The following is a 16,710-nucleotide window of genomic DNA, read 5'->3' as shown; positions in this document are numbered from 1 at the left end:
CCGGACGGGCCCATGATCGCGGTGAACTCCGCCTGGCGGAACTCGACCGACACCTGGTCCAGCGCGACCACCTGGGTCTCGCCCTGTCCGTAGACCTTGCTCAGATCCGTGGCGCGTGCGGCGACGGCCGCGGTGCGGACGGAGGCGGGATCGGGAAAGGCAGGCGGAAGCAGCACCTGAGAACTCCTGTGAACGGGAATACACGAGACAGGGAGAAGGGAAACCGGAACCCGGCGTTCCCATCCTCGAAGACGCCGACCAGCCCATCGTCACCCCACGGATCGAAAAACGTCTGGGACGAAAGGCACACTCCCGCAGGCCCCCTCAACCCACGAGGGGATCTATCTGTCTGCCTTATGGCCGACAAGGCCGGGCACCGCCGCGTGGTGTACGCATGACCTGCCCCGCCCGCAAGGAAAGGCCGGCGCCGAAAGAGACGGGAAGCAACTGGATCGGCACCTGTCAGATCCGTCATTCGGCAATGCGACCGGACCGGCACTGGGCCCCCCGGGGGGCGGCTGGCACAGCTGGTGGGTTACCGCAGCGCTCTGCGAGTGGGGATTTCGGCCAGTGGTGGTATTGGATGCCTACGCGTTCGAGGGCTGTGGTCCCCATGCATGTAGGGGGCTCGGGGTTTGATCCGCAACTGCTGTTAGCCCCGCTCACTTTCGCGAATAGGCGAAAGGGGTCACGCGGTTGCCGGCAACGATACCGATGACAACCGCGCGGTCGGTACTGCCTCTGCTGCATGTTCGGGTGACATCTTGACCTGTTTCACGTCCTGGGTTCCAGTTCGGCCTGCCCCCAAGCCTGCATCAGGCCCCCAGGGTGATCAACGCACGTCGCTGACCGACCGAGGTCTTCTCGCTGACCATGGCCGTCGGCCTTCAGTACGAGAGGGGTCAACCTACAGGCCGTGGCGTTGCGATCCTCAATGCCGTCACGACCAGCTCGAGTTGGTTGTTGCCGACATACCCGTCACGGCATGGAGTCAACTCAGCCTCAGACCTACTCTCATGTCACCACCGGTCACGTTCCAGGACAGAGAAGCCCTCGGCTGTCAGCAGCTGGTCCCAATGGCAGGCCAACGGACGCGCCCAGGCGGCGTCCACTCCCAGGGCGTAGGCCAACAGTCCGTCGACGTGGTGGATGAACCCCTGCCTCGAACTGAACCTGATGTTTTCGATATGGTCAGCGATTCCGAATTCCGCCACCCCGCGAATGTGGTCTTCCAGTCGTTTCCTGGCCTGCCGAGGCAGTCGCACCACGTCGCCGTCCACGAGGAGGCCGAGAACGATCTTCCGAGCCCCGGGCGGGACAACACGGGTTTTCTTGCGATGCAGCGAGAACGCAGAGGCAGACACAGCCGCTGTGATGCCGGCAACGCAGCGGGTCAGCGCCGGGCGCTTGAGACGCCGAATCGTTGAGAAGGTCATGTCATCCGCGTAGCGGGGTGCGGTGGCCTTGAGGCGGTCCTGGCGCTGGTACACGTGCTCCGGGACCGGCTGAGTACGTCCGGGGCGCGCCGCGTGGTGGAGCAGACGGCTCGCCGCGGGGTGCGGTACGCCGCCAGCGTCGTCGGCCCCGAGCGCGCCGCAGGCTTCCCCGGGCCGGACGAGCGCGCGATCGCCTCCTGCTCACGGCACCGGGTCCTCAGCTCGCTTCCGCTCTGGGACGGGTGCTTCCTCTGCCACAGATAGGAAGCTGGGCGATAGCTCCTGGCTGGGTGTCTTCGCACGGGCGGCCTTCGTCGGCCCGGTATGGCCACAACTCATCTGCAACCGCATGTGATGTCCCCGAGGCCCGCCAGGATCTGGCCCGGTGAGCCGATGAGAACGTGGCGCGGGGACAGCCCGGTTCGGGCGCCGTGCAGTTCAACGGCTTCACCGGCCCCGTGGTGATGCAGTCGATCGCGCGCTCGGCCGAGCTGCCCTTCGTCAACGACGACATGACGTGGCCGGCCCGTACGACGGGCGAGGGCCCTGGCGGTGTGTGCGTTCGACGCCGATGACCTGCCGGACCCGATGGGGTTCGTGCCGTGGTCCGATGCCCCGAGCGCGCACACCACGCCGCTCGGCCGGCGAGCTGCGGTACGCGCGGGGCGCACAGGTTCCGGTGTGGGAAGTCCACGCGCCCGCCGGGCCGTCGCACAGCTCATGATCTGGCGCACAGGGTCGGCCGAGGACCAGCTCAGCGGCCATCGCGCCGCGTGGCCAGTTGTCCGTACTTGTGCCGGTTCACAGTGTGATCACGATTTTGCCGTGGACATGCCCTTGGGCCTGTGTCGTCACGGCCTCGCGAATCCGTTCGACCGGGTAGGTCGCCGCGATCGGCACCTTGATCTCGCCGGAACGGATCGCTTCGGCGATCCGTTCCAGGGAGCCCGGCCCCGCATCGAGGGCGCCCGTCGTGCGGACTCCGGGTGGCGGGGCGGGGCCGTCGGCCACGACGGAGATCCGCTCGGGTGCCACGCCGAGCTTGAGCGCGGTCTCGGCCGCCTCCCTTGCGAACAGGTCGGTTGCGGAGGTGATCCCCTCGGGCGCCAGGGCCCGCACCCGGTCCGCCAGGCCGGCACCGTACGCCACGGGTTCGGCGCCGAGCCCGCGCAGGAATCCGAACGTGCCCTCGGAGGCGGTGCCGAGCACCCGGGCACCCGCGAGCTTCGCCAGCTGCACGGCGAAGATGCCCACGCCGCCCGCCGCCCCGCCGATCAGGACGGTGTCCCCGGCGCGGAGCCCGATCGCGGCGAGCGCGGCGGAGGCCGTCAGACCGGCCACCGGAAGGGTGCCCGCCACCTCGTCCCCGATGCCCTCCGGGGTGGGCCACAGTGTTGCCGCAGGCGTCTTGACCCGTACGAAGTCGGCGACGGACCGGCCGATCGCGGCCCCGTACACCCGGTCGCCGACCGCGAAACCCGTGGCGTCGGCGCCCACTTCGTCCACCACTCCGGCGAAGTCGCTGCCGAACCCGGCCGGCAAGGTGATGCCGAACCGCGCCGCCATGTCGGGCTGTGCGGCGATCTTCCAGTCCATCGGATTCAGCCCGGCGGCCGTGACCCGGACGCGAACCTCGTCCGGTGCAGCGTGGGGCTCGGGTATCTCCTGCACCTCGAGTACTTCGGGACCGCCGAAGCGCCGGTAACGGACAGCTTTGCTCATCGGTGACCTTTCCTGGCCAGTGATGGGACTTGGTCTCATCGACCGTACACCAGTAATGGGACCAAGTCCCGTAGACTGCTCCCATGGCTCGCTGGCAACCCGACGCACCTGGACGACTCGCCGCCGCCGCCCTCGACCTCTTCGAGGAGAACGGCTACGAGAACACGACCGTGATCGAGATCGCGGAGCGCGCGGGGCTCACCAAGAGCACGTTCTTCCGGCACTTCCCGGACAAGCGCGAGGTGCTCTTCGGCGGGGGCACGGTGACCGGTCTGCTCGTCGAAGGGATCGACTCGGCGCCGCCGGCGGCCGGGCCGCTCGACGCGGTGGCGGACGCCCTCGACGCGCTCGGCCGGACGTTCTTCACCGCCGACCGCCGCGAGTTCAGCCGCCGGCGCCAGGCCGTTCTGAACGCCCATACGGAACTGCGTGAACGCGAAGCCCTGAAAAGGATCGACCTCGCCGCCTCGATGATCGAGGCCCTGAACCGCCGCGGAGTCCCGAGCCTGACCGCGCGCGTCGCCGCGAAACTGGGCACGCTCGCCTGGGAAGTCGCCTTTGACCAGTGGATCGGCACCGACAATGAAGAGGGCTTCGGCCCGCTGGCACGGCAAGCGCTCGCCGAAGTGCGCGCGGCCGGCGCTGTGTGCTGAGCCGCGGATCGCGTCGCGATCGGTATGTCGCCCCGTCTGCAATGCGAAGGCCGGTCAGGACTGCACCGACCTTGGGCGAGCCGGGTGGCAAGGCGGTCCGGCGCAAGAACGGCCACGACGAGCGGATCGAACCGATCGTGAAGGAGCGCGAGGCCGTCGTGAAGGCCAAGAAGGCCAGGCGCTAGGAAGGCCGATGGAGAGGCCGCGGCGCTGAGAGCGGGCCCTGGCATGCCGGCTTTCGGCAGCAGGTTCTCAGCGGCCTCAAGGGGGCCGGTGGGGCCGCCCGCAGTGGCGCTACCGGGAGAGGAAGGCGCTGACTCTCTTGCCTCCGGACGGCCCGGGGGTGACCGCGGTGGTGCGGGCGAGGCGGTTGACCAGGGGCCAGCCGAACCCTCCGGTGCCGCCGCTCAGGTCGGGGGTGCGCAGGCGCGGCGCCTGCGGGCTGGGGTCGTGCACGGCTACCTCGATGCCGTCCGGGTGCGCGGTCAGCTCCAGGGACCAGGTGCCGCCCGCGTGGCGCAGGGCGTTGGTGACGAGTTCGGAGACGACCAGGAGCACGGCGCCGGCGCCCTCGGCCGTGACCGGAGGCAAGAGGCCGTCCAGGAAGGCCCGAGCGTCCCGGCGGGCGTCGGCGGCGGAGCTCCCGGAGCGGGCGGGGGCGACGCGGACGCTCACCGTGTCCATCAGCTCACCTGGTCTTTGAATCGACAATGTTCGGTCCTGCCTGTCCGGTGCGTGTGCCCGGCTTGCGGCCCGGTACTCCGGTGGTGCGGGCGGTACGTCTGCCCCTACACCGTTCGAAGCCGATTACTTCCCCGTCGAACACGCAAAAATCTATGTCGGCCAGAGTAGACATCGGGTGGTGGCGTGGTTACGATTTCTCCCGTAACCCAGAAAGACCGCAGGAACCGGCAGAGACGAACTGCCGGGCAGCAGGACCCGCATATGCAGCACGCAGGACGGTGCGGCGGTGGAGTTCCGAAGCCACGGTTGCAGGACGGCGACGGGGCTGACGGCCGCACCGGGTGGCCCGCAGTGATCAGGGGCCGCCGCGAGCAGGACCCCGGTGAAGGCGTCGGCTGCAGGCGCGCGCACCGGAACGTATGGCAGTGGGCCTCATGCCGCAGGACAGGCAACGGGGTCGGCTGCCGGAAGGCGGCGCTGTTCCAGGCCGCTGAGCAGTTCGCATCACCAGCAGTACGCAGTAGAGCAGTTGATCACGAGGGAAGGACGGAGGAGCGATCGCCATCAGGATCGCCCGGGCGCACGTGTGAGGTCCGGGTACCGCAGGACATCGATAGTGAGGTGGTCTCCGGTCAAGCAACCGCGATCCCCGCAGCCCCGGCAGCCTTTCGGCCGGGCCGGCGGACACAGAAGGCCGGCGCAACATCAAGGCCGGCAGATGGTGTAGTAGTTCCTTCGGGGCCCGGGTGCCAGTACGGCATCCGGGCCCCTCGACGCGTTCCATGAGAGAGGTTCGATGACAGCAGACGACTCGTACGACCGGATCGACGACGAGGACTACCCCGCGTACACCATAGGGCGGGCCGCCGAGATGCTGGGCACCACCCAGGGCTTCCTCCGCGCCATCGGCGAAGCGCGCCTGGTCACCCCGCTCCGCTCCGCCGGCGGCCACCGCCGCTACTCCCGCTACCAGCTGCGCATCGCCGCCCGCGCCCGCGAGCTCGTCGACCAGGGCACCCCCATCGAGGCCGCCTGCCGCATCATCATCCTCGAGGACCAGCTCGAAGAAGCCCAGCGGATCAACGCCGAATACCGCCGCGCCTCCGAACGGCCGAACCCGCCGACCGAGTCCTGAGACGGACGGGACCGGGCGGCCTTCCGAAGCTTCGGGGCTGCCGCCCGCGCAGGCTGCCCGCAGCGCTGTGCGCTTCGAGCGCCTGTCGCCCGGGCCGGAAGCCGCCTCACGCCACGGATGTCACGCCCCGTCGTTCTTCTCCCGAGGTTCGTCCACGTTCCGCGAGCGCCGGGAAGCCGTCGCAAGCCGTGTGGGCCCGGCCGACACGTTCCGGCCGGGCCCACACGCTGTCCAGGTATCGGCTCGTACCGGTTTCCCCGGTCAGGCAGGCAGGGTGGAGCCGAGCATCGCGGAAGCGTGCTGGAGCGGGCTGAGGACGCTTACGGGTGCGGCCTCGGGGAGGGTGTGGCAGGTGAAGCCGAGCCGCGTCATCGCCCGGACGACTTCGCCGGCGGTGAAATCACGGCGGTCCTGGCCGGTGATGACCTGGCCGACTTGCTTGACGGGATAGTGGCGGCGGCCGATGGCCACGGATTCACCGGTGCCGGCTTCGGGCGTGATCCCTTCATCGACTCCAGCACGCCGCTCTTGGTGAGCTCGAAGGGGAAGCGGGCGATGACACAGCGCATGTGACCTCACAAAGAGAGGGGAAGAACGGCCCGGCCGGGGCGAGACCGTTCAGCGGGAGGGGGCGAGGACGCCCGGAGCTTTACCTTGCTCATCGACCACCGGCAGGCCCCGAGCCGACGGGTGCACATCGCGTGCTCGGCTTCGGCCATCGTGGTCACGGTGCGGCGAACGGCGCGTGGACACCGAGGACGTCGCGCAGGCGGACGCGGTCCGTGTATGCGGAGCTGTTGCGGACGGCAGTGAGTTCCCTCTGGGTGACCAGAGCGGTGCGCTGGCTGTCCTGATCGCAGACGACCAGCCGGCCCGTGCGGGCCGCGGCCATGACGGACAACGCCACCTCGACGCTCATGTCGTCCCACACCTGCGGTCCGGCCGCGTCCATGGCCTCAACCGCCTTCCTGTGCACGGGGCCGGCGTCCGCCGGGCGGGTCTGCATCTGAACCAGCATCAAAAGGTGCCTCCTGTGGAGATGGGTCAGCTTCCTGGCCGTGACGGTGCTAGGGCGTTTCTGATGGATCTCCGTGGAAGACGGAGCGGTGTTCAAGGGTCATGTGGCGGAGCCACCTGTCCCTTTGCGCCGTGCGGCGAGGGTGCGTGCCGGGCGTCGCGAGGCCGCGGAGATCCGTCAGAAGCGCCCTAGGCCGCCGCATGGACGACAGACTTGCGTACGGGTGCACGCCGGGTCGCCGAAGCGGAGCGGCGCCGGCCCCGGGAGGAAGCACTGCGCTGCGGGCGTTCGGTTACCGGTGCGGTGATGACGACCGGGATGCCGGACGGGGCCTGGGCGCCGGTGATCCGGCTCAACGCCTCTTCGCCCGAGCGGACCTCGGTGGTCTGCGGCCGGATCCCGGCGTCCGACATCAGACGGACCATGCCGCGGCGCTGGCCCGGTGTGACGAGGGTGACGACACTGCCGGACTCACCGGCGCGGGCGGTCCGGCCACCGCGGTGGAGGTAGTCCTTGTGATCGGTCGGCGGATCGACATTGACGACGAGGTCAAGGTCGTCGACGTGGATGCCGCGCGCCGCGACATTGGTCGCCACCAGCACGCTGACGTGCCCCGTCTTGAACTGCGCCAGAGTGCGGGTGCGCTGCGGCTGCGACTTGCCGCCGTGCAGCGCGGCGGCCCGTACCCCGCTGTTGAGCAGGTCCCGGGTGAGCCGGTCGACGGCGTGCTTGGTGTCCAGGAACATGATCACGCGGCCGTCGCGGGCGGCGATCTCCGTGGTGGCGGCGTGCTTGTCGGCGCCGTGGACGTGCAGGACGTGATGCTCCATCGTCGTGACCGCACCGGCCGACGGGTCGACCGAATGCACGACCGGATCGGTGAGATAGCGGCGCACCAGCAGGTCGACGTTACGGTCCAAGGTGGCGGAGAACAGCATCCGCTGCCCCTCCGGACGCACCTGGTCGAGCAGCGCGGTGACCTGCGGCATGAACCCCATGTCGGCCATCTGGTCGGCCTCGTCCAGCACCGTGATGCCCACGTGGTGCAGCCGGCAGTCGCCACGGTCGATGAGGTCCTTGAGCCGGCCCGGGGTCGCGACGACGATCTCGGCCCCGCCCCGCAACACGCCGGCCTGCCTGCCGATCGGCATGCCGCCCATCACCGTGGCCATCCGCAGCTGGACGGAGCGGGCGTACGGAGTGAGCGCATCCGTCACCTGCTGCGCCAGCTCGCGTGTCGGTACGAGGATCAGCCCCAGCGGCTGTCGGGGCTCGGCACGCCGGCCGGCGGTGCGGGCAAGCAGAGCGAGGCCGAAGGCGAGGGTCTTGCCGGAACCGGTGCGCCCGCGGCCCAGGACGTCACGGCCCACCAGGGAGTTCGGCAGCGTCGCGCCCTGGATCGGAAACGGGGCGCTCACGCCCTGCCTGCCGAGTTCGGCCAGGAGCTGCTCGGGCATGCCGAGATCGGCGAAGCTGTCAGCGGCGGGCAGCGCGGCGGTGATCGTCCTGGGGGGCGCGAACTCGCCCTGCGCCGCGGCGGGGCGGCGGCCATGACCGCCGGAACGGTTCGGCCCGCCGGAACGGCGCGGCGTCGAGCCGGAGCGGCCGGCGCCCTTTCCCGTGGCGGCACCGGCACTGCGGGCGCGGTCGAAACGGTCGTTCGTGCGTGTGCGGTTCATGCGGAACCTTCCTCGATACGGCGCATATCAAGGAATCCCCGCAGCGATGAGCGGCATGGAGAATTTCAAGTATGGACCGATAGTAAAAACACATCTGGCCGATGGGGAGACATGCGGGCGCAGGTGCTGAAACAGGTGACGCGCCAGGATGCGTGCAACCCAGGCGCCGGCTTCGGTACAGCCTTTCAGGGTGCCTCTGCACCGCTGAACGGGGATCCGCGCGCGGCGGCGCTACGGATTCCTCCGCGTCGCCGTCACCCCGCCGATGATGCCGCTGCGGGAATTGCATGCGGCTGGGGCCCGCACCCCAAAGGATGCGGGCCCCAGCTGCGAAGCGTGCGTCAGTGTCAGGCCGGAACGATGTTCTCGGCCGTCGGGCCCTTCTGGCCCTGCGCGATGTCGAAGTTCACCTTCTGGCCTTCGAGCAGCTCACGGAAGCCCTGGGCGGCGATGTTCGAGTAGTGGGCGAACACGTCAGGGCCGCCACCGTCCTGCTCGATGAAGCCGAAGCCCTTTTCCGAGTTGAACCACTTCACGGTGCCGACAGCCATGCCATATCTCCTTTGGGGCAGTACATCGGGATCCGCACTGTGCGGACGCCGTGTCGCCGCAATGATTACCCCGCCCGGAAAATGACCGGAAATACAAAAACGCTCCCACCGACTGGAGCCGAGTGAGGGCACTTGAAGTTCGGGAACCACAACTGCAACTGGGATCGACAGTAGCACGCCGCAACGGCCCTGTCGTTTGAATATTTCCACTCCGCTCACTGCGGCAAGAACTCTCACTACGTGGCCCGTCAAACTCTCACTTCGCGGGCCCAGATATTGGCCGACCCGGAGTGCAACCTCCAGAAAAAGCGAAGACTTCAGCCGCAAGCGGGGCTCGAAGGCTGTGGTGTCGCCCGGCCCTCCACCACACTGCGCTGCGCAAGCTCGCCGCCGGCGGTCCGCCACGCTCGTGACTGTGAGTCGCAAGAGTCTTTCCGCGTGCCTTTGAGCAGCTGCTGGCCGCGGGGGAACTGGCCGACTGCTCGGGCCTGTCCGTGCCCGAGTTCCTGCCGCAGGCGCTGCCCGCCGTGGCGATCAGCCAGCGGTTCGGGCCGCAGGTCCGGGGCCCGGGTTACGCCTCCGAAGCCGCCCACGCCACGCTGGGATTCGCGCTCCAGGACCGTGGCCTCGACCGTGTCACCAGCATCAGCCAGGTGGGTGACGACGTCTCCGAGAACATCATGCGCAAGCTGGGCATGGAGTGGGAACGCGCGACGGCACATCCAGTCCACGGCCGTCCGCCGCGTGTTCATGCCATCGCTCGCACCGAGTTCCAGACGTGAACCGGTGCAAGGTCAATGGCTCGGTCCCCTGCGTCCGAGGTCCGATGCGAGCATGCGGTACCCCTTGCCGCTCTCCGCCACGTACTGCGACCACGTGGTGAGGTCCTGCGGGTCCGGCGCCTTGATGTGACTCGTCATGGCGTGTACGGGTCCCCGCGTACGGGCGGGAACGGGGCGCGCGGGCCGGGCGCGCACGTCGCTCACGCGCGCCCGGCACCCGCGGGAGGCGGATCAGGCGGCGACCGCGGCGCGGCCGGCGGCGTAGACCGCGGCCTGGGCGGCGATCCGGCGGCCGAGGTGGTCGGCGGTGGCTATGTCGGCCTTGTGGACACCGTCCGGGCCGCGGTCGGTGTCGGTCTGCGCGCCGGCGCCCAGGTAGAAGCCGAGGCGGTTGGGGTCGTTCTCGGAGGCGGTGGTGGAGTGCCAGCCGGGCAGCAGGCCGAGGTTGATCCAGTGCATGCCGTGCTGGGCGGCCAGCACGGTGAAGAACTGCAGGGTGTGCAGCTTGTCACCGCTCTTGGAACCGGAGTTGGTGAAGCCCGCCGCGAGCTTGTCCTGCCAGGCGCGGGTCGTGTAGCGCTTCGAGGTGGCCTCGGCGAAGACGTGGAAGGCGCCGGACGCGGTGCCCATGTAGGTCGGCGAGCCGAAGACGATCGCGTCGGCGGCGTCGAGGAGCCCCCACTGCTCCTCGGTGATCTCGTCGACCTTGATCAGGTGGACGGTCGCCCCGGCGTCGGCGGCACCCTCGCGCACCGCCTCGGCGAGCACCGTGGTGTGGCCGTACCCCGAGTGGTAGGCGACGGCGACGACGGGCGGGACGGCAGCGGCGAAAGAAGCGGTCGGGGCGGGCGTGGTCATGGCAGAGCTCCTCAGAATCGTGCCGCGGGGTGAGGCGGTCAACTGGCCAGAGGAAAGCACTGAAATCTAAGAACCTTATAAGACCCGGAGCCGCGGCTCTGTTCTGCGGCAGTTTCGCCTGTGGAGCCGGTACCGCTCTGGGCAGCCGCTTGACGCATGCCGCCGTGGACGTAGCGCCGAGAAGACGCAGCAGTGATCACCGACCTCTGTGTGACGGCGTTGGCCGGCACACCCCGGGCCGGCTGACGGGGCCGCTCACCGGTGACAAGAAGGTGAGTGGCTCTACAGCAGTCCGCCCAGCGGCCAGACGCGTTCGGCGAGCCGTCCGTGCAGTCGGTTCGCGGTGGTGTCGGCCTCGCTGAGCCAGTCGGCGGTGATCAGCAGTCCGGCGTGCTCGGCGACCTGGTCGGGGGGCAGGGCGCAGAAAGCGGCGGCCTGGTTCAGGTCCAGGCCGTCGTCCTCGGCGGGTCCGAGGTGGCCGTCGGGGCGCGTGTGGGCGGCGGTGTACAGGGCCAGGAGCCGGGTGGTGGGGCCCAGCTTCTTCTTGCGGAGTTTGCGGTCGCCCAGCACCTTCTGGGCCCAGCCGGAGATCTTGGAGCGGGTGGTCTTGCCGAAGGCGAACGGGCGAGGCTGCCCGGGCAGCAGAGCGGGAACGGTGAAGGCGGTGGCGTCCTCGGGCCGGGAAGCCAGGGCCTCGGCCACGGTGCCCGGCAGGTGCAGCCAGCCGGCGTCGACCAACTGTTCAAGCACCGGCTCGGCATCGCCCTGAAGCCAGCCGGTCAGGTCCTGGCCGGTGACGTTGCCGGTGCCGTTCCGCGCGGCCCGCAGGGCGAGCATGAGCACCACCAGGCGCACCTCGGCCTGCGGGAACGGGGTGTGGGCGGCCGTGTAGCCGAGCGCGGTCCGGGCGTGCGCGGCCTGCGTGCGGGTCAGCAGCCGCTCCACCGCCGGCCCGCCGTCTGCCGGGCTGCCGCAGCGGTTTTCGTGCATCTCGCGGGTGGTCTGTGCGGCCTGCTCGGCGCGCTGGGCCTCGTGGCGCAGCGAGTGGTCGCCGCTGATGTCGGCCCACAGCGTGAAGGCGCGGGCCTTGCGGTCGTGGAGCTCGGCCAGGAGGGCGAGGTCGGGTTCGGGGCGCTTCTGGTAGGCGCGGAAGGCGTCCCCGAGCTCAATGAGTTCGGTCCGTAGAACGTCGGGCTGCAGGTCGTGCGGCACGGTCCGCTGCGCGATCTTTCCCCACCGCTTCGCCGGCCGGGCCGCTGCCCCCACTACGGCGGCGCGGGCCTGGGGGACCTGTACCGGCCCGGCGGCCGGGGCGGACGGATCCGCTGCGGGAGAGGGGGAACGGTCGGAGAAGACCGCCGCCACGCCGTCTGCTGCCGTGCCGCCGGCCGGCTGCTGCTGCGCGGCTGCTTCAACGGCAGTCTGTTCTGTCCTGGCCGAAGCGGTGCGGATCTGATCTGTCCTGGCCGAGGCGGTGCGGACCGGAGAAGGGGCGGCGGTATCCAGGACGCGGCAGCCGGGCGTGGCGGCCGCGCAGCGCGCACACGTCTCGGCGATCCGCCACAGCCGCCCGGCCCGGTCCGCGTACACCGTCAGGACCACGGGGCCGCCGCAGCGCGCCGCCTGTGCCGGCGGCCGCGGCCCGCTGCGGCGGCCGGCGTCGGGATCGGGGGTGTGCCAGGCGCAGTCGGCGGCGCGGCAGGCGCACCACGCCTCACCACGTGGCCCGCCGCCCGCCCGGATGTGGGCCAGATGCGTGTTGACGTGTGCGACCGCGGCCTTGCGCCCGGCCGCCGTGCCCTCGGGAAAGCGCTGGTCGGGGCAGGCCGGGCGGGAGCAGGAGAGCAGCACCGCACCGGCCGAGGGGCGGCCGTAAGGGGCCAGGCGCATCGTCCACACCCGCCCCTCCACACGCTCCTCCTGCCGTGTACCGGTCTCCACCGCCATATGCGTACCCCCAACGTCGCTTGAGCCATTACCCGGGCGGGCCCCATCCTCGGGGACAACAGCCGCCCGGCTACGGAAGAACGAGCGTTTCCGGTTTTCGTGTTGTTCGCACGCGCAGCCCGGGCGCCGGGCCGGCCATGTTCGTGGCGATGTGCCTGCGCGCCGGCTCTGGTTCCCTCTTCGCGCGGCGTGGTGACGCCTGATCACGCCCGCAGACGGAAAGAGAGCTCTATACGCGAGAGTCCCCGCACCGGCTGCTGCGCCGGGCGGGGACTTCGCTCAGATCTCAGCGGTTCCGGTACCAGATGGCGAAGAGGCTGACGGCGGTGGTGCCTGTAGGGGCCCTCCCACCTGTGCTTTCCAGGGCTGCAGTTGGGATCACGGGCTCCTCTTGCGTTTACCGGGCCGAGTGTAGAGATGTCGCGCGGACCGCGCTTCGGGGTGGCGTCATTCGCGATCACCGCCTGCTTCTGACGGAGGTTGACTCTGGCTGACTCCGGCTAACAAGAACAGCGTTACCGGGTTTGGCCGGGTTCCCTTGGGTGTTCCGCCGGGCCCGGCTCGCGAGTGTGACCTCCATCTCATTTCCGCTCCCGGTGTGCTGCCGCGTCGCCTCCAGGGCCTGGCGCGGCGGGACCGGACGGGCGGGCCTCAGGAGGGTGTGAGGGTGTCGATACGGGCGGCGAGATCGGGGTGGGCGGCGGCCAAGTGGGGGCGGGCGGCGGTCAAGGGGGCGATGAGGCAGAGGGGGTCGTCGTGGGCGAGGGCCGCGTGGAGTTCGCCGAGCGGGTGGCGGGCGGCCGGGGGAAGGTCGGTGAGGGCGGTGATCTGGCCGGCGAGGCGGCGCAGGTCGGCGGCGTTGGCGCGGGCCCAGGCGGCGGTCGTGCGTTGGGCGGCCCGGGCCTGGCGGGTGGCCGTCACGCGTTGCTCGCCGGTGGTCCCGGCCGGGCCGGGACGGCCGCGCAGGTAGCGGCGCTCGGCGGCCTGGCGGCTGGCGACGCCGAGGGGCCGGGCGAGGTCCGCCCAGCTGGCTCCCGCGTTGCGGGCTGTCTCGATCAGGCCGGTCTCCCACCCGGCGAGCTGCTCGCGCACCTGCCGCAGCAGCATCAGGGAGGCCAGCGCCTGCTCCGGTTCCGGGCCGGGGTCCTCGGGTGTGTCCGGGGCGTCTCGCTGAGCGTCGCGCAGAGCGTCGTCGATGGCGTTGAGGGCCGCCGCGGCGGCGAGAAATGACGCCGGACTGTGGGCGTTCGTGCTGGTGGCGGACGGCTGGTCGGCTGCGGTCACGGGCACCTCCCTCGGGTTGTCATCAGGTCGACGACATCGTGTTTGTCATCCATCGGATGACATGTTACAACGGTGCCCGTGAGGCGCATTGGCAGCAACGGCCTGGACCCGCTGGAGGTGTTTTCACGATGTTGATGCGCACTGACCCCTTCCGTGAGCCGGCCCGGCTGGAGCAGCAGCTGATGGGCCCGGGAACCTGGTCCCGGCCGTGGGCGATGCCGATGGACGCCTACCGCAAAGGCGACGAGCTCGTGATGGCCTTCGACCTTCCGGGCGTCACCGCGGACGCGATCGACATCGATGTCGAGCGGAACAGCCTGTCCATCAAGGCCGAGCGGCGGCCGGTGGCGCAGGCCGACGACGTACAGACGGAGCGGTCCGAACGGCCGCTGGGTGTCTTCTCCCGTCAGATCGTGCTCGCCGACACCTTCGACACCGAGCGCATCCAGGCCGACTACGACGCGGGCGTGCTCACCCTGCGCATCCCGATCGCCGAGCGCGCCAAGCCCCGCAAGATCTCCATCAGCGCCGGATCCGGCCGCAAGGAGACCTCCGGCTGACACCGGCCGGACGGGTGCGGAGGGCGGGCACCTGATCTCCCCCTCATTCCGCTCTCCGCACCCTCGTGAGCAGTCCGAAGAAGAAGGGGTGGCGGCCGCGATGACTCTGCGATGCGAAGCGTTCCTCGGTCACGTCAAGGAACGCGGCGAGTACGACACTTTGCAGGAAGCCGAGCGCGCAGCCCGGGTGGTGCTCGCCCTCCTCGGCGCGCACCTGATCGGTGACGTCCGCGCCCGGCTGGCAGCGCGCCTGCCCGAGACGTTCGCCCTGATCCTGCTCAACCCGCTGCAGAGCGCCGAGCCGCTGTCCCCGGAGCGGTTCGTCCGCGCGACCGCCGCGTGGATCGAGGGTGCCACCGAGCAGACCGCGGCCTGGGACGTCAGCGCCGTACTGTCCACCGTCGCCGACGCCGTGAGCGAGGACCTGCTGGGCCAGATCCTGCTCCAGCTCCCGGACGGCTACGACCTGCTCTTCGGCCGCCCCCAGTCCACCTGACCATCCCGCACGCCGGTGCCCGGACACCGGCCACAGCAAGAAAGGCAACCACCCCAGTGCTCTCCGACCAGTACGCACCGCCCCAGCAGCTGCACGGGACGGCCTACGAGCAGATGCTGGAAAAGGTCCGCTACGAGGGCGCCTACCCCACCCGCGAAAGGGCCGAGGAAGCCGTCCGCCTGGTGCTTGCCGGACTGGGACGCCAGCTCACCGGCGACGAACGCGTCGACCTGGCCGCCTGCCTGCCCTTCGAAGCCGCACGCGTGCTCACCGCACAGATCCCCGACCACCAACCGCTGACCGGCTGGGCCTTCGTCAAAGACCTCGCCGCCCGCACCGGCGCCTCCCTGGCCACCACCCGCTGGGACACCGGCTCCGTCTTCTCCGCCGTCGCCGCCTGCGCCGGCCCCGACCTGATCACCCGCGTCCTCCACCAGCTCCCCACCGGCTACGCCCTGCTCTTCGGCCGCGCCGAACTCACCCCGGCCGCGTAGACGGCGACATGCGTGCTCGGGGCGGGCGCGACGACCGACGCCTCGCTGTTCGCCCCGGATGCTTCCGGCGACGTCTGGCTACGCGAAGGCGCGTCACATCGGAGCCGGGCGGGTCCGCTTCCGCCAGTGCTGCTGGGCCTCGCTGCTGTTCCTGCCACAAGATTGGCCCGTACGAGAGCGGCTCTTCGCGGCGACGAGACCCGAAGGGCCGCGAGGCCGGACCGGCCGATGCAGGTCTGGGTAACCGCCCTGGCACGGCCGGCATTCGAGGTCGGATACCGGCGCAACCCGAACGGCGCGGACGCCGCCGCGTCGGCGGCCAACGCCGCCGACGCGGCCTGGGAACGCGCTGCCAAGTCATGTGTTCGCGGCCCGGCCGGTGCAGCTGCGCGAACAGCAGGCGGCACGCACCGAGCAGGCTGCGGCCGTGCCGTTCGGCCAGGTAGGCGCGCACGCTCAGCCCGCGGCCGCCGCGACCGCGGCGAACCAGCCCCTGGTCTCCGAGTCGACCTTCACCGCTACGAGCCCTGGCAAAACCTGATCACCGACATCCGCGCGCTGCGGGGAGCCGGCGGCAGTGTGTCCTCAGGGTGATGGCGGAGAGGGAGGGCAGGAGAGGGTCACAGCCGCGCGGCCGTGCGGATCAGTCCGGCGAGGGCGAGGGAGCGGCTGTGCGGGGGCCAGGCGATGTGGGTGACGATGGGGCCTGCGTCGGTCAGGGGCACGGCGGTGTGCTCGGCCCATAGCCAGGCGCGGGCGGATTCGGGGAAGACGGCCATGGTGCGTCCGAGGGCGATCAGTTGGGCCAGTTGTGTCTGGTCGCGGATCTCCGGGCCCGGGCCGGGTGGGTAGATGCCGTGGCGGGGCCAGCGGGCGAGCGGAAGATCAGGGACGTCGCTGATGTCGGCCAGGGACAACGTCCCGTGCGCGGCGAGGGGGTGCCCGGCAGGCAGGATGGCGATCTGCCCCTCGGTCAGCAGTTCCTCGCTGTCGAACCCGGCGAGGGAGTTGTACGGCGTGTGCATGAGCGCCACGTCAGCGCGGCCGTCGCGCAGCATTTCCTCCTGCTCGCACGTACCGCTCGGCAGCACCTCGATCTCTGCGGCGTCGGGCTCGGCCGCGTAGGCGTCGAGGAGCTTTTGCAACAGCTCGTGGGACGCGGCGGCCTTCACTGCCAGCACCAGGCGGTTGCGGGGGCTGCCCGGCCTGTCGGTGCCACCGGCGCGACGGGTGCGGCGAGCGGCAGCGATGGTCGCGTCGAGGGCTGCGCGGCCCTCGTGCAGCAGCACCTCTCCGGCGCCGGTCAGGGAGACGCCGCGGCGGTTGCGTTCCAGCAGCCGGACACCGAGGCGCCGCTCCAGCTGCTGGATCGCCCGGGACAGCGGTGGCTGGGCCATGCCGAGGCGCTCGG

The 16,710-nt window shown here is 70.4% G+C and carries 17 protein-coding genes and 3 pseudogenes; 7 read left to right on the top strand and 13 right to left on the bottom strand.

Annotation, left to right across the window (positions count from 1 at the left end; translation table 11 throughout):
• Window positions 1–173: pseudogene (locus ADK86_RS43060) on the bottom strand (ABC transporter ATP-binding protein); the annotation flags it as partial.
• Window positions 174–1,019: 846 nt separating this feature from the next.
• Window positions 1,020–1,490 (bottom strand): hypothetical protein, encoded by a 471-nt coding sequence (locus ADK86_RS11040; protein ID WP_053696414.1) that lies wholly within the window; start codon window positions 1,488–1,490, stop codon window positions 1,020–1,022.
• Between the two features lie 347 nt (window positions 1,491–1,837).
• On the opposite strand from ADK86_RS11040, the gene ADK86_RS43055 reads away from it, so the two are divergent.
• Window positions 1,838–2,011, top strand: a complete 174-nt coding sequence (locus ADK86_RS43055) for a hypothetical protein (protein ID WP_159393828.1) — start codon at window positions 1,838–1,840, stop codon at window positions 2,009–2,011.
• 226 nt (window positions 2,012–2,237) lie between these two features.
• On the opposite strand, the gene ADK86_RS11030 is transcribed toward ADK86_RS43055, so the two are convergent.
• Window positions 2,238–3,158: an NADP-dependent oxidoreductase gene (locus ADK86_RS11030; protein ID WP_053696412.1), complete on the bottom strand. Its 921-nt coding sequence runs from the start codon at window positions 3,156–3,158 to the stop codon at window positions 2,238–2,240.
• 83 nt (window positions 3,159–3,241) lie between these two features.
• Between ADK86_RS11030 and ADK86_RS11025 the strand changes: the two genes are divergently transcribed.
• Window positions 3,242–3,811, top strand: a complete 570-nt coding sequence (locus ADK86_RS11025) for a TetR/AcrR family transcriptional regulator (protein ID WP_053696411.1) — start codon at window positions 3,242–3,244, stop codon at window positions 3,809–3,811.
• A 294-nt stretch (window positions 3,812–4,105) separates the two neighbouring features.
• Here ADK86_RS11025 and ADK86_RS11020 read toward each other — a convergent pair whose 3' ends face one another.
• A complete protein-coding gene (locus ADK86_RS11020; RefSeq protein WP_053696410.1) occupies window positions 4,106–4,495 on the bottom strand; it encodes an ATP-binding protein in 390 nt (129 codons plus the stop codon).
• Window positions 4,496–5,291: 796 nt separating this feature from the next.
• Here ADK86_RS11020 and ADK86_RS11015 point away from each other — a divergent pair.
• On the top strand, window positions 5,292–5,630 hold the full coding sequence (locus tag ADK86_RS11015; protein ID WP_053696409.1) for a MerR family transcriptional regulator: 339 nt from the start codon (window positions 5,292–5,294) through the stop codon (window positions 5,628–5,630).
• Window positions 5,631–5,891: 261 nt separating this feature from the next.
• On the opposite strand, the pseudogene ADK86_RS11010 reads toward ADK86_RS11015, so the two are convergent.
• The 4 genes and pseudogenes from ADK86_RS11010 to ADK86_RS10995 all read right to left on the bottom strand — a co-directional run bounded on the left by ADK86_RS11010 (window position 5,892) and on the right by ADK86_RS10995 (window position 8,878).
• Window positions 5,892–6,199 (bottom strand): annotated as a pseudogene (locus ADK86_RS11010) (SCO5918 family protein).
• 155 nt (window positions 6,200–6,354) lie between these two features.
• Entirely contained in the window at window positions 6,355–6,648 is a 294-nt protein-coding gene (locus ADK86_RS11005; RefSeq protein WP_234345798.1) for a CBS domain-containing protein, read from the bottom strand.
• Window positions 6,649–6,836: 188 nt separating this feature from the next.
• Complete coding sequence (locus ADK86_RS11000; protein ID WP_053696407.1) at window positions 6,837–8,327, bottom strand: DEAD/DEAH box helicase; 1,491 nt, start codon at window positions 8,325–8,327, stop codon at window positions 6,837–6,839.
• A 347-nt stretch (window positions 8,328–8,674) separates the two neighbouring features.
• The gene (locus ADK86_RS10995) at window positions 8,675–8,878 is read right to left on the bottom strand and encodes a cold-shock protein (RefSeq protein ID WP_030604586.1); all 204 of its coding nucleotides are present in this window, start codon (window positions 8,876–8,878) and stop codon (window positions 8,675–8,677) included.
• 449 nt (window positions 8,879–9,327) lie between these two features.
• Between ADK86_RS10995 and ADK86_RS10990 the strand changes: the two are divergent.
• Window positions 9,328–9,660, top strand: a pseudogene (locus ADK86_RS10990) (GNAT family N-acetyltransferase); the annotation flags it as partial.
• 12 nt (window positions 9,661–9,672) lie between these two features.
• On the opposite strand, the gene ADK86_RS45175 reads toward ADK86_RS10990, so the two are convergent.
• From ADK86_RS45175 to ADK86_RS10975, 4 genes are all read right to left on the bottom strand, one after another.
• Complete coding sequence (locus ADK86_RS45175; RefSeq protein WP_267888790.1) at window positions 9,673–9,798, bottom strand: hypothetical protein; 126 nt, start codon at window positions 9,796–9,798, stop codon at window positions 9,673–9,675.
• 93 nt (window positions 9,799–9,891) lie between these two features.
• On the bottom strand, window positions 9,892–10,518 hold the full coding sequence (locus ADK86_RS10985; RefSeq protein ID WP_053696406.1) for a flavodoxin family protein: 627 nt from the start codon (window positions 10,516–10,518) through the stop codon (window positions 9,892–9,894).
• 282 nt (window positions 10,519–10,800) lie between these two features.
• Window positions 10,801–12,465, bottom strand: a complete 1,665-nt coding sequence (locus ADK86_RS10980; RefSeq protein ID WP_053696405.1) for a hypothetical protein — start codon at window positions 12,463–12,465, stop codon at window positions 10,801–10,803.
• Between the two features lie 651 nt (window positions 12,466–13,116).
• Window positions 13,117–13,749, bottom strand: coding sequence for a hypothetical protein (locus ADK86_RS10975; protein ID WP_053696404.1), 633 nt, complete (start codon window positions 13,747–13,749; stop codon window positions 13,117–13,119).
• Window positions 13,750–13,877: 128 nt separating this feature from the next.
• On the opposite strand from ADK86_RS10975, the gene ADK86_RS10970 reads away from it, so the two are divergent.
• The 3 genes from ADK86_RS10970 to ADK86_RS10960 all read left to right on the top strand — a co-directional run bounded on the left by ADK86_RS10970 (window position 13,878) and on the right by ADK86_RS10960 (window position 15,299).
• Entirely contained in the window at window positions 13,878–14,309 is a 432-nt protein-coding gene (locus ADK86_RS10970; RefSeq protein ID WP_053696403.1) for an Hsp20/alpha crystallin family protein, read from the top strand.
• Window positions 14,310–14,409: 100 nt separating this feature from the next.
• Entirely contained in the window at window positions 14,410–14,805 is a 396-nt protein-coding gene (locus tag ADK86_RS10965) for a DUF2267 domain-containing protein (RefSeq protein WP_053696415.1), read from the top strand.
• 113 nt (window positions 14,806–14,918) lie between these two features.
• Window positions 14,919–15,299: a DUF2267 domain-containing protein gene (locus tag ADK86_RS10960; protein WP_420718838.1), complete on the top strand. Its 381-nt coding sequence runs from the start codon at window positions 14,919–14,921 to the stop codon at window positions 15,297–15,299.
• Between the two features lie 620 nt (window positions 15,300–15,919).
• Here ADK86_RS10960 and ADK86_RS10950 read toward each other — a convergent pair.
• Window positions 15,920–16,710: LysR family transcriptional regulator (locus ADK86_RS10950; RefSeq protein WP_053696400.1), on the bottom strand; the 791-nt coding region annotated here is incomplete at its 5' end.

This window comes from Streptomyces sp. NRRL F-5755 (assembly GCF_001279365.1).
GTDB lineage: Bacteria > Actinomycetota > Actinomycetes > Streptomycetales > Streptomycetaceae > Streptomyces > Streptomyces rimosus.
This window is presented reverse-complemented; position numbering and strand designations above follow the sequence as displayed.

What these genes read in the sequence shown, in the direction of transcription:
- ADK86_RS11030 (WP_053696412.1), bottom strand. Translation starts at nt 3,158, where the DNA reads ATGAGCAAAGCTGTCCGTTACCGGCGCTTCGGCGGTCCCGAAGTACTC.
- ADK86_RS11025 (WP_053696411.1), top strand. Translation starts at nt 3,242, where the DNA reads ATGGCTCGCTGGCAACCCGACGCACCTGGACGACTCGCCGCCGCCGCC.
- ADK86_RS11020 (WP_053696410.1), bottom strand. Translation starts at nt 4,495, where the DNA reads ATGGACACGGTGAGCGTCCGCGTCGCCCCCGCCCGCTCCGGGAGCTCC.
- ADK86_RS11015 (WP_053696409.1), top strand. Translation starts at nt 5,292, where the DNA reads ATGACAGCAGACGACTCGTACGACCGGATCGACGACGAGGACTACCCC.
- ADK86_RS11005 (WP_234345798.1), bottom strand. Translation starts at nt 6,648, where the DNA reads ATGCTGGTTCAGATGCAGACCCGCCCGGCGGACGCCGGCCCCGTGCAC.
- ADK86_RS11000 (WP_053696407.1), bottom strand. Translation starts at nt 8,327, where the DNA reads ATGAACCGCACACGCACGAACGACCGTTTCGACCGCGCCCGCAGTGCC.
- ADK86_RS10995 (WP_030604586.1), bottom strand. Translation starts at nt 8,878, where the DNA reads ATGGCTGTCGGCACCGTGAAGTGGTTCAACTCGGAAAAGGGCTTCGGC.
- ADK86_RS45175 (WP_267888790.1), bottom strand. Translation starts at nt 9,798, where the DNA reads ATGACGAGTCACATCAAGGCGCCGGACCCGCAGGACCTCACCACGTGG.
- ADK86_RS10985 (WP_053696406.1), bottom strand. Translation starts at nt 10,518, where the DNA reads ATGACCACGCCCGCCCCGACCGCTTCTTTCGCCGCTGCCGTCCCGCCC.
- ADK86_RS10980 (WP_053696405.1), bottom strand. Translation starts at nt 12,465, where the DNA reads ATGGCGGTGGAGACCGGTACACGGCAGGAGGAGCGTGTGGAGGGGCGG.
- ADK86_RS10970 (WP_053696403.1), top strand. Translation starts at nt 13,878, where the DNA reads ATGTTGATGCGCACTGACCCCTTCCGTGAGCCGGCCCGGCTGGAGCAG.
- ADK86_RS10965 (WP_053696415.1), top strand. Translation starts at nt 14,410, where the DNA reads ATGACTCTGCGATGCGAAGCGTTCCTCGGTCACGTCAAGGAACGCGGC.
- ADK86_RS10960 (WP_420718838.1), top strand. Translation starts at nt 14,919, where the DNA reads ATGCTGGAAAAGGTCCGCTACGAGGGCGCCTACCCCACCCGCGAAAGG.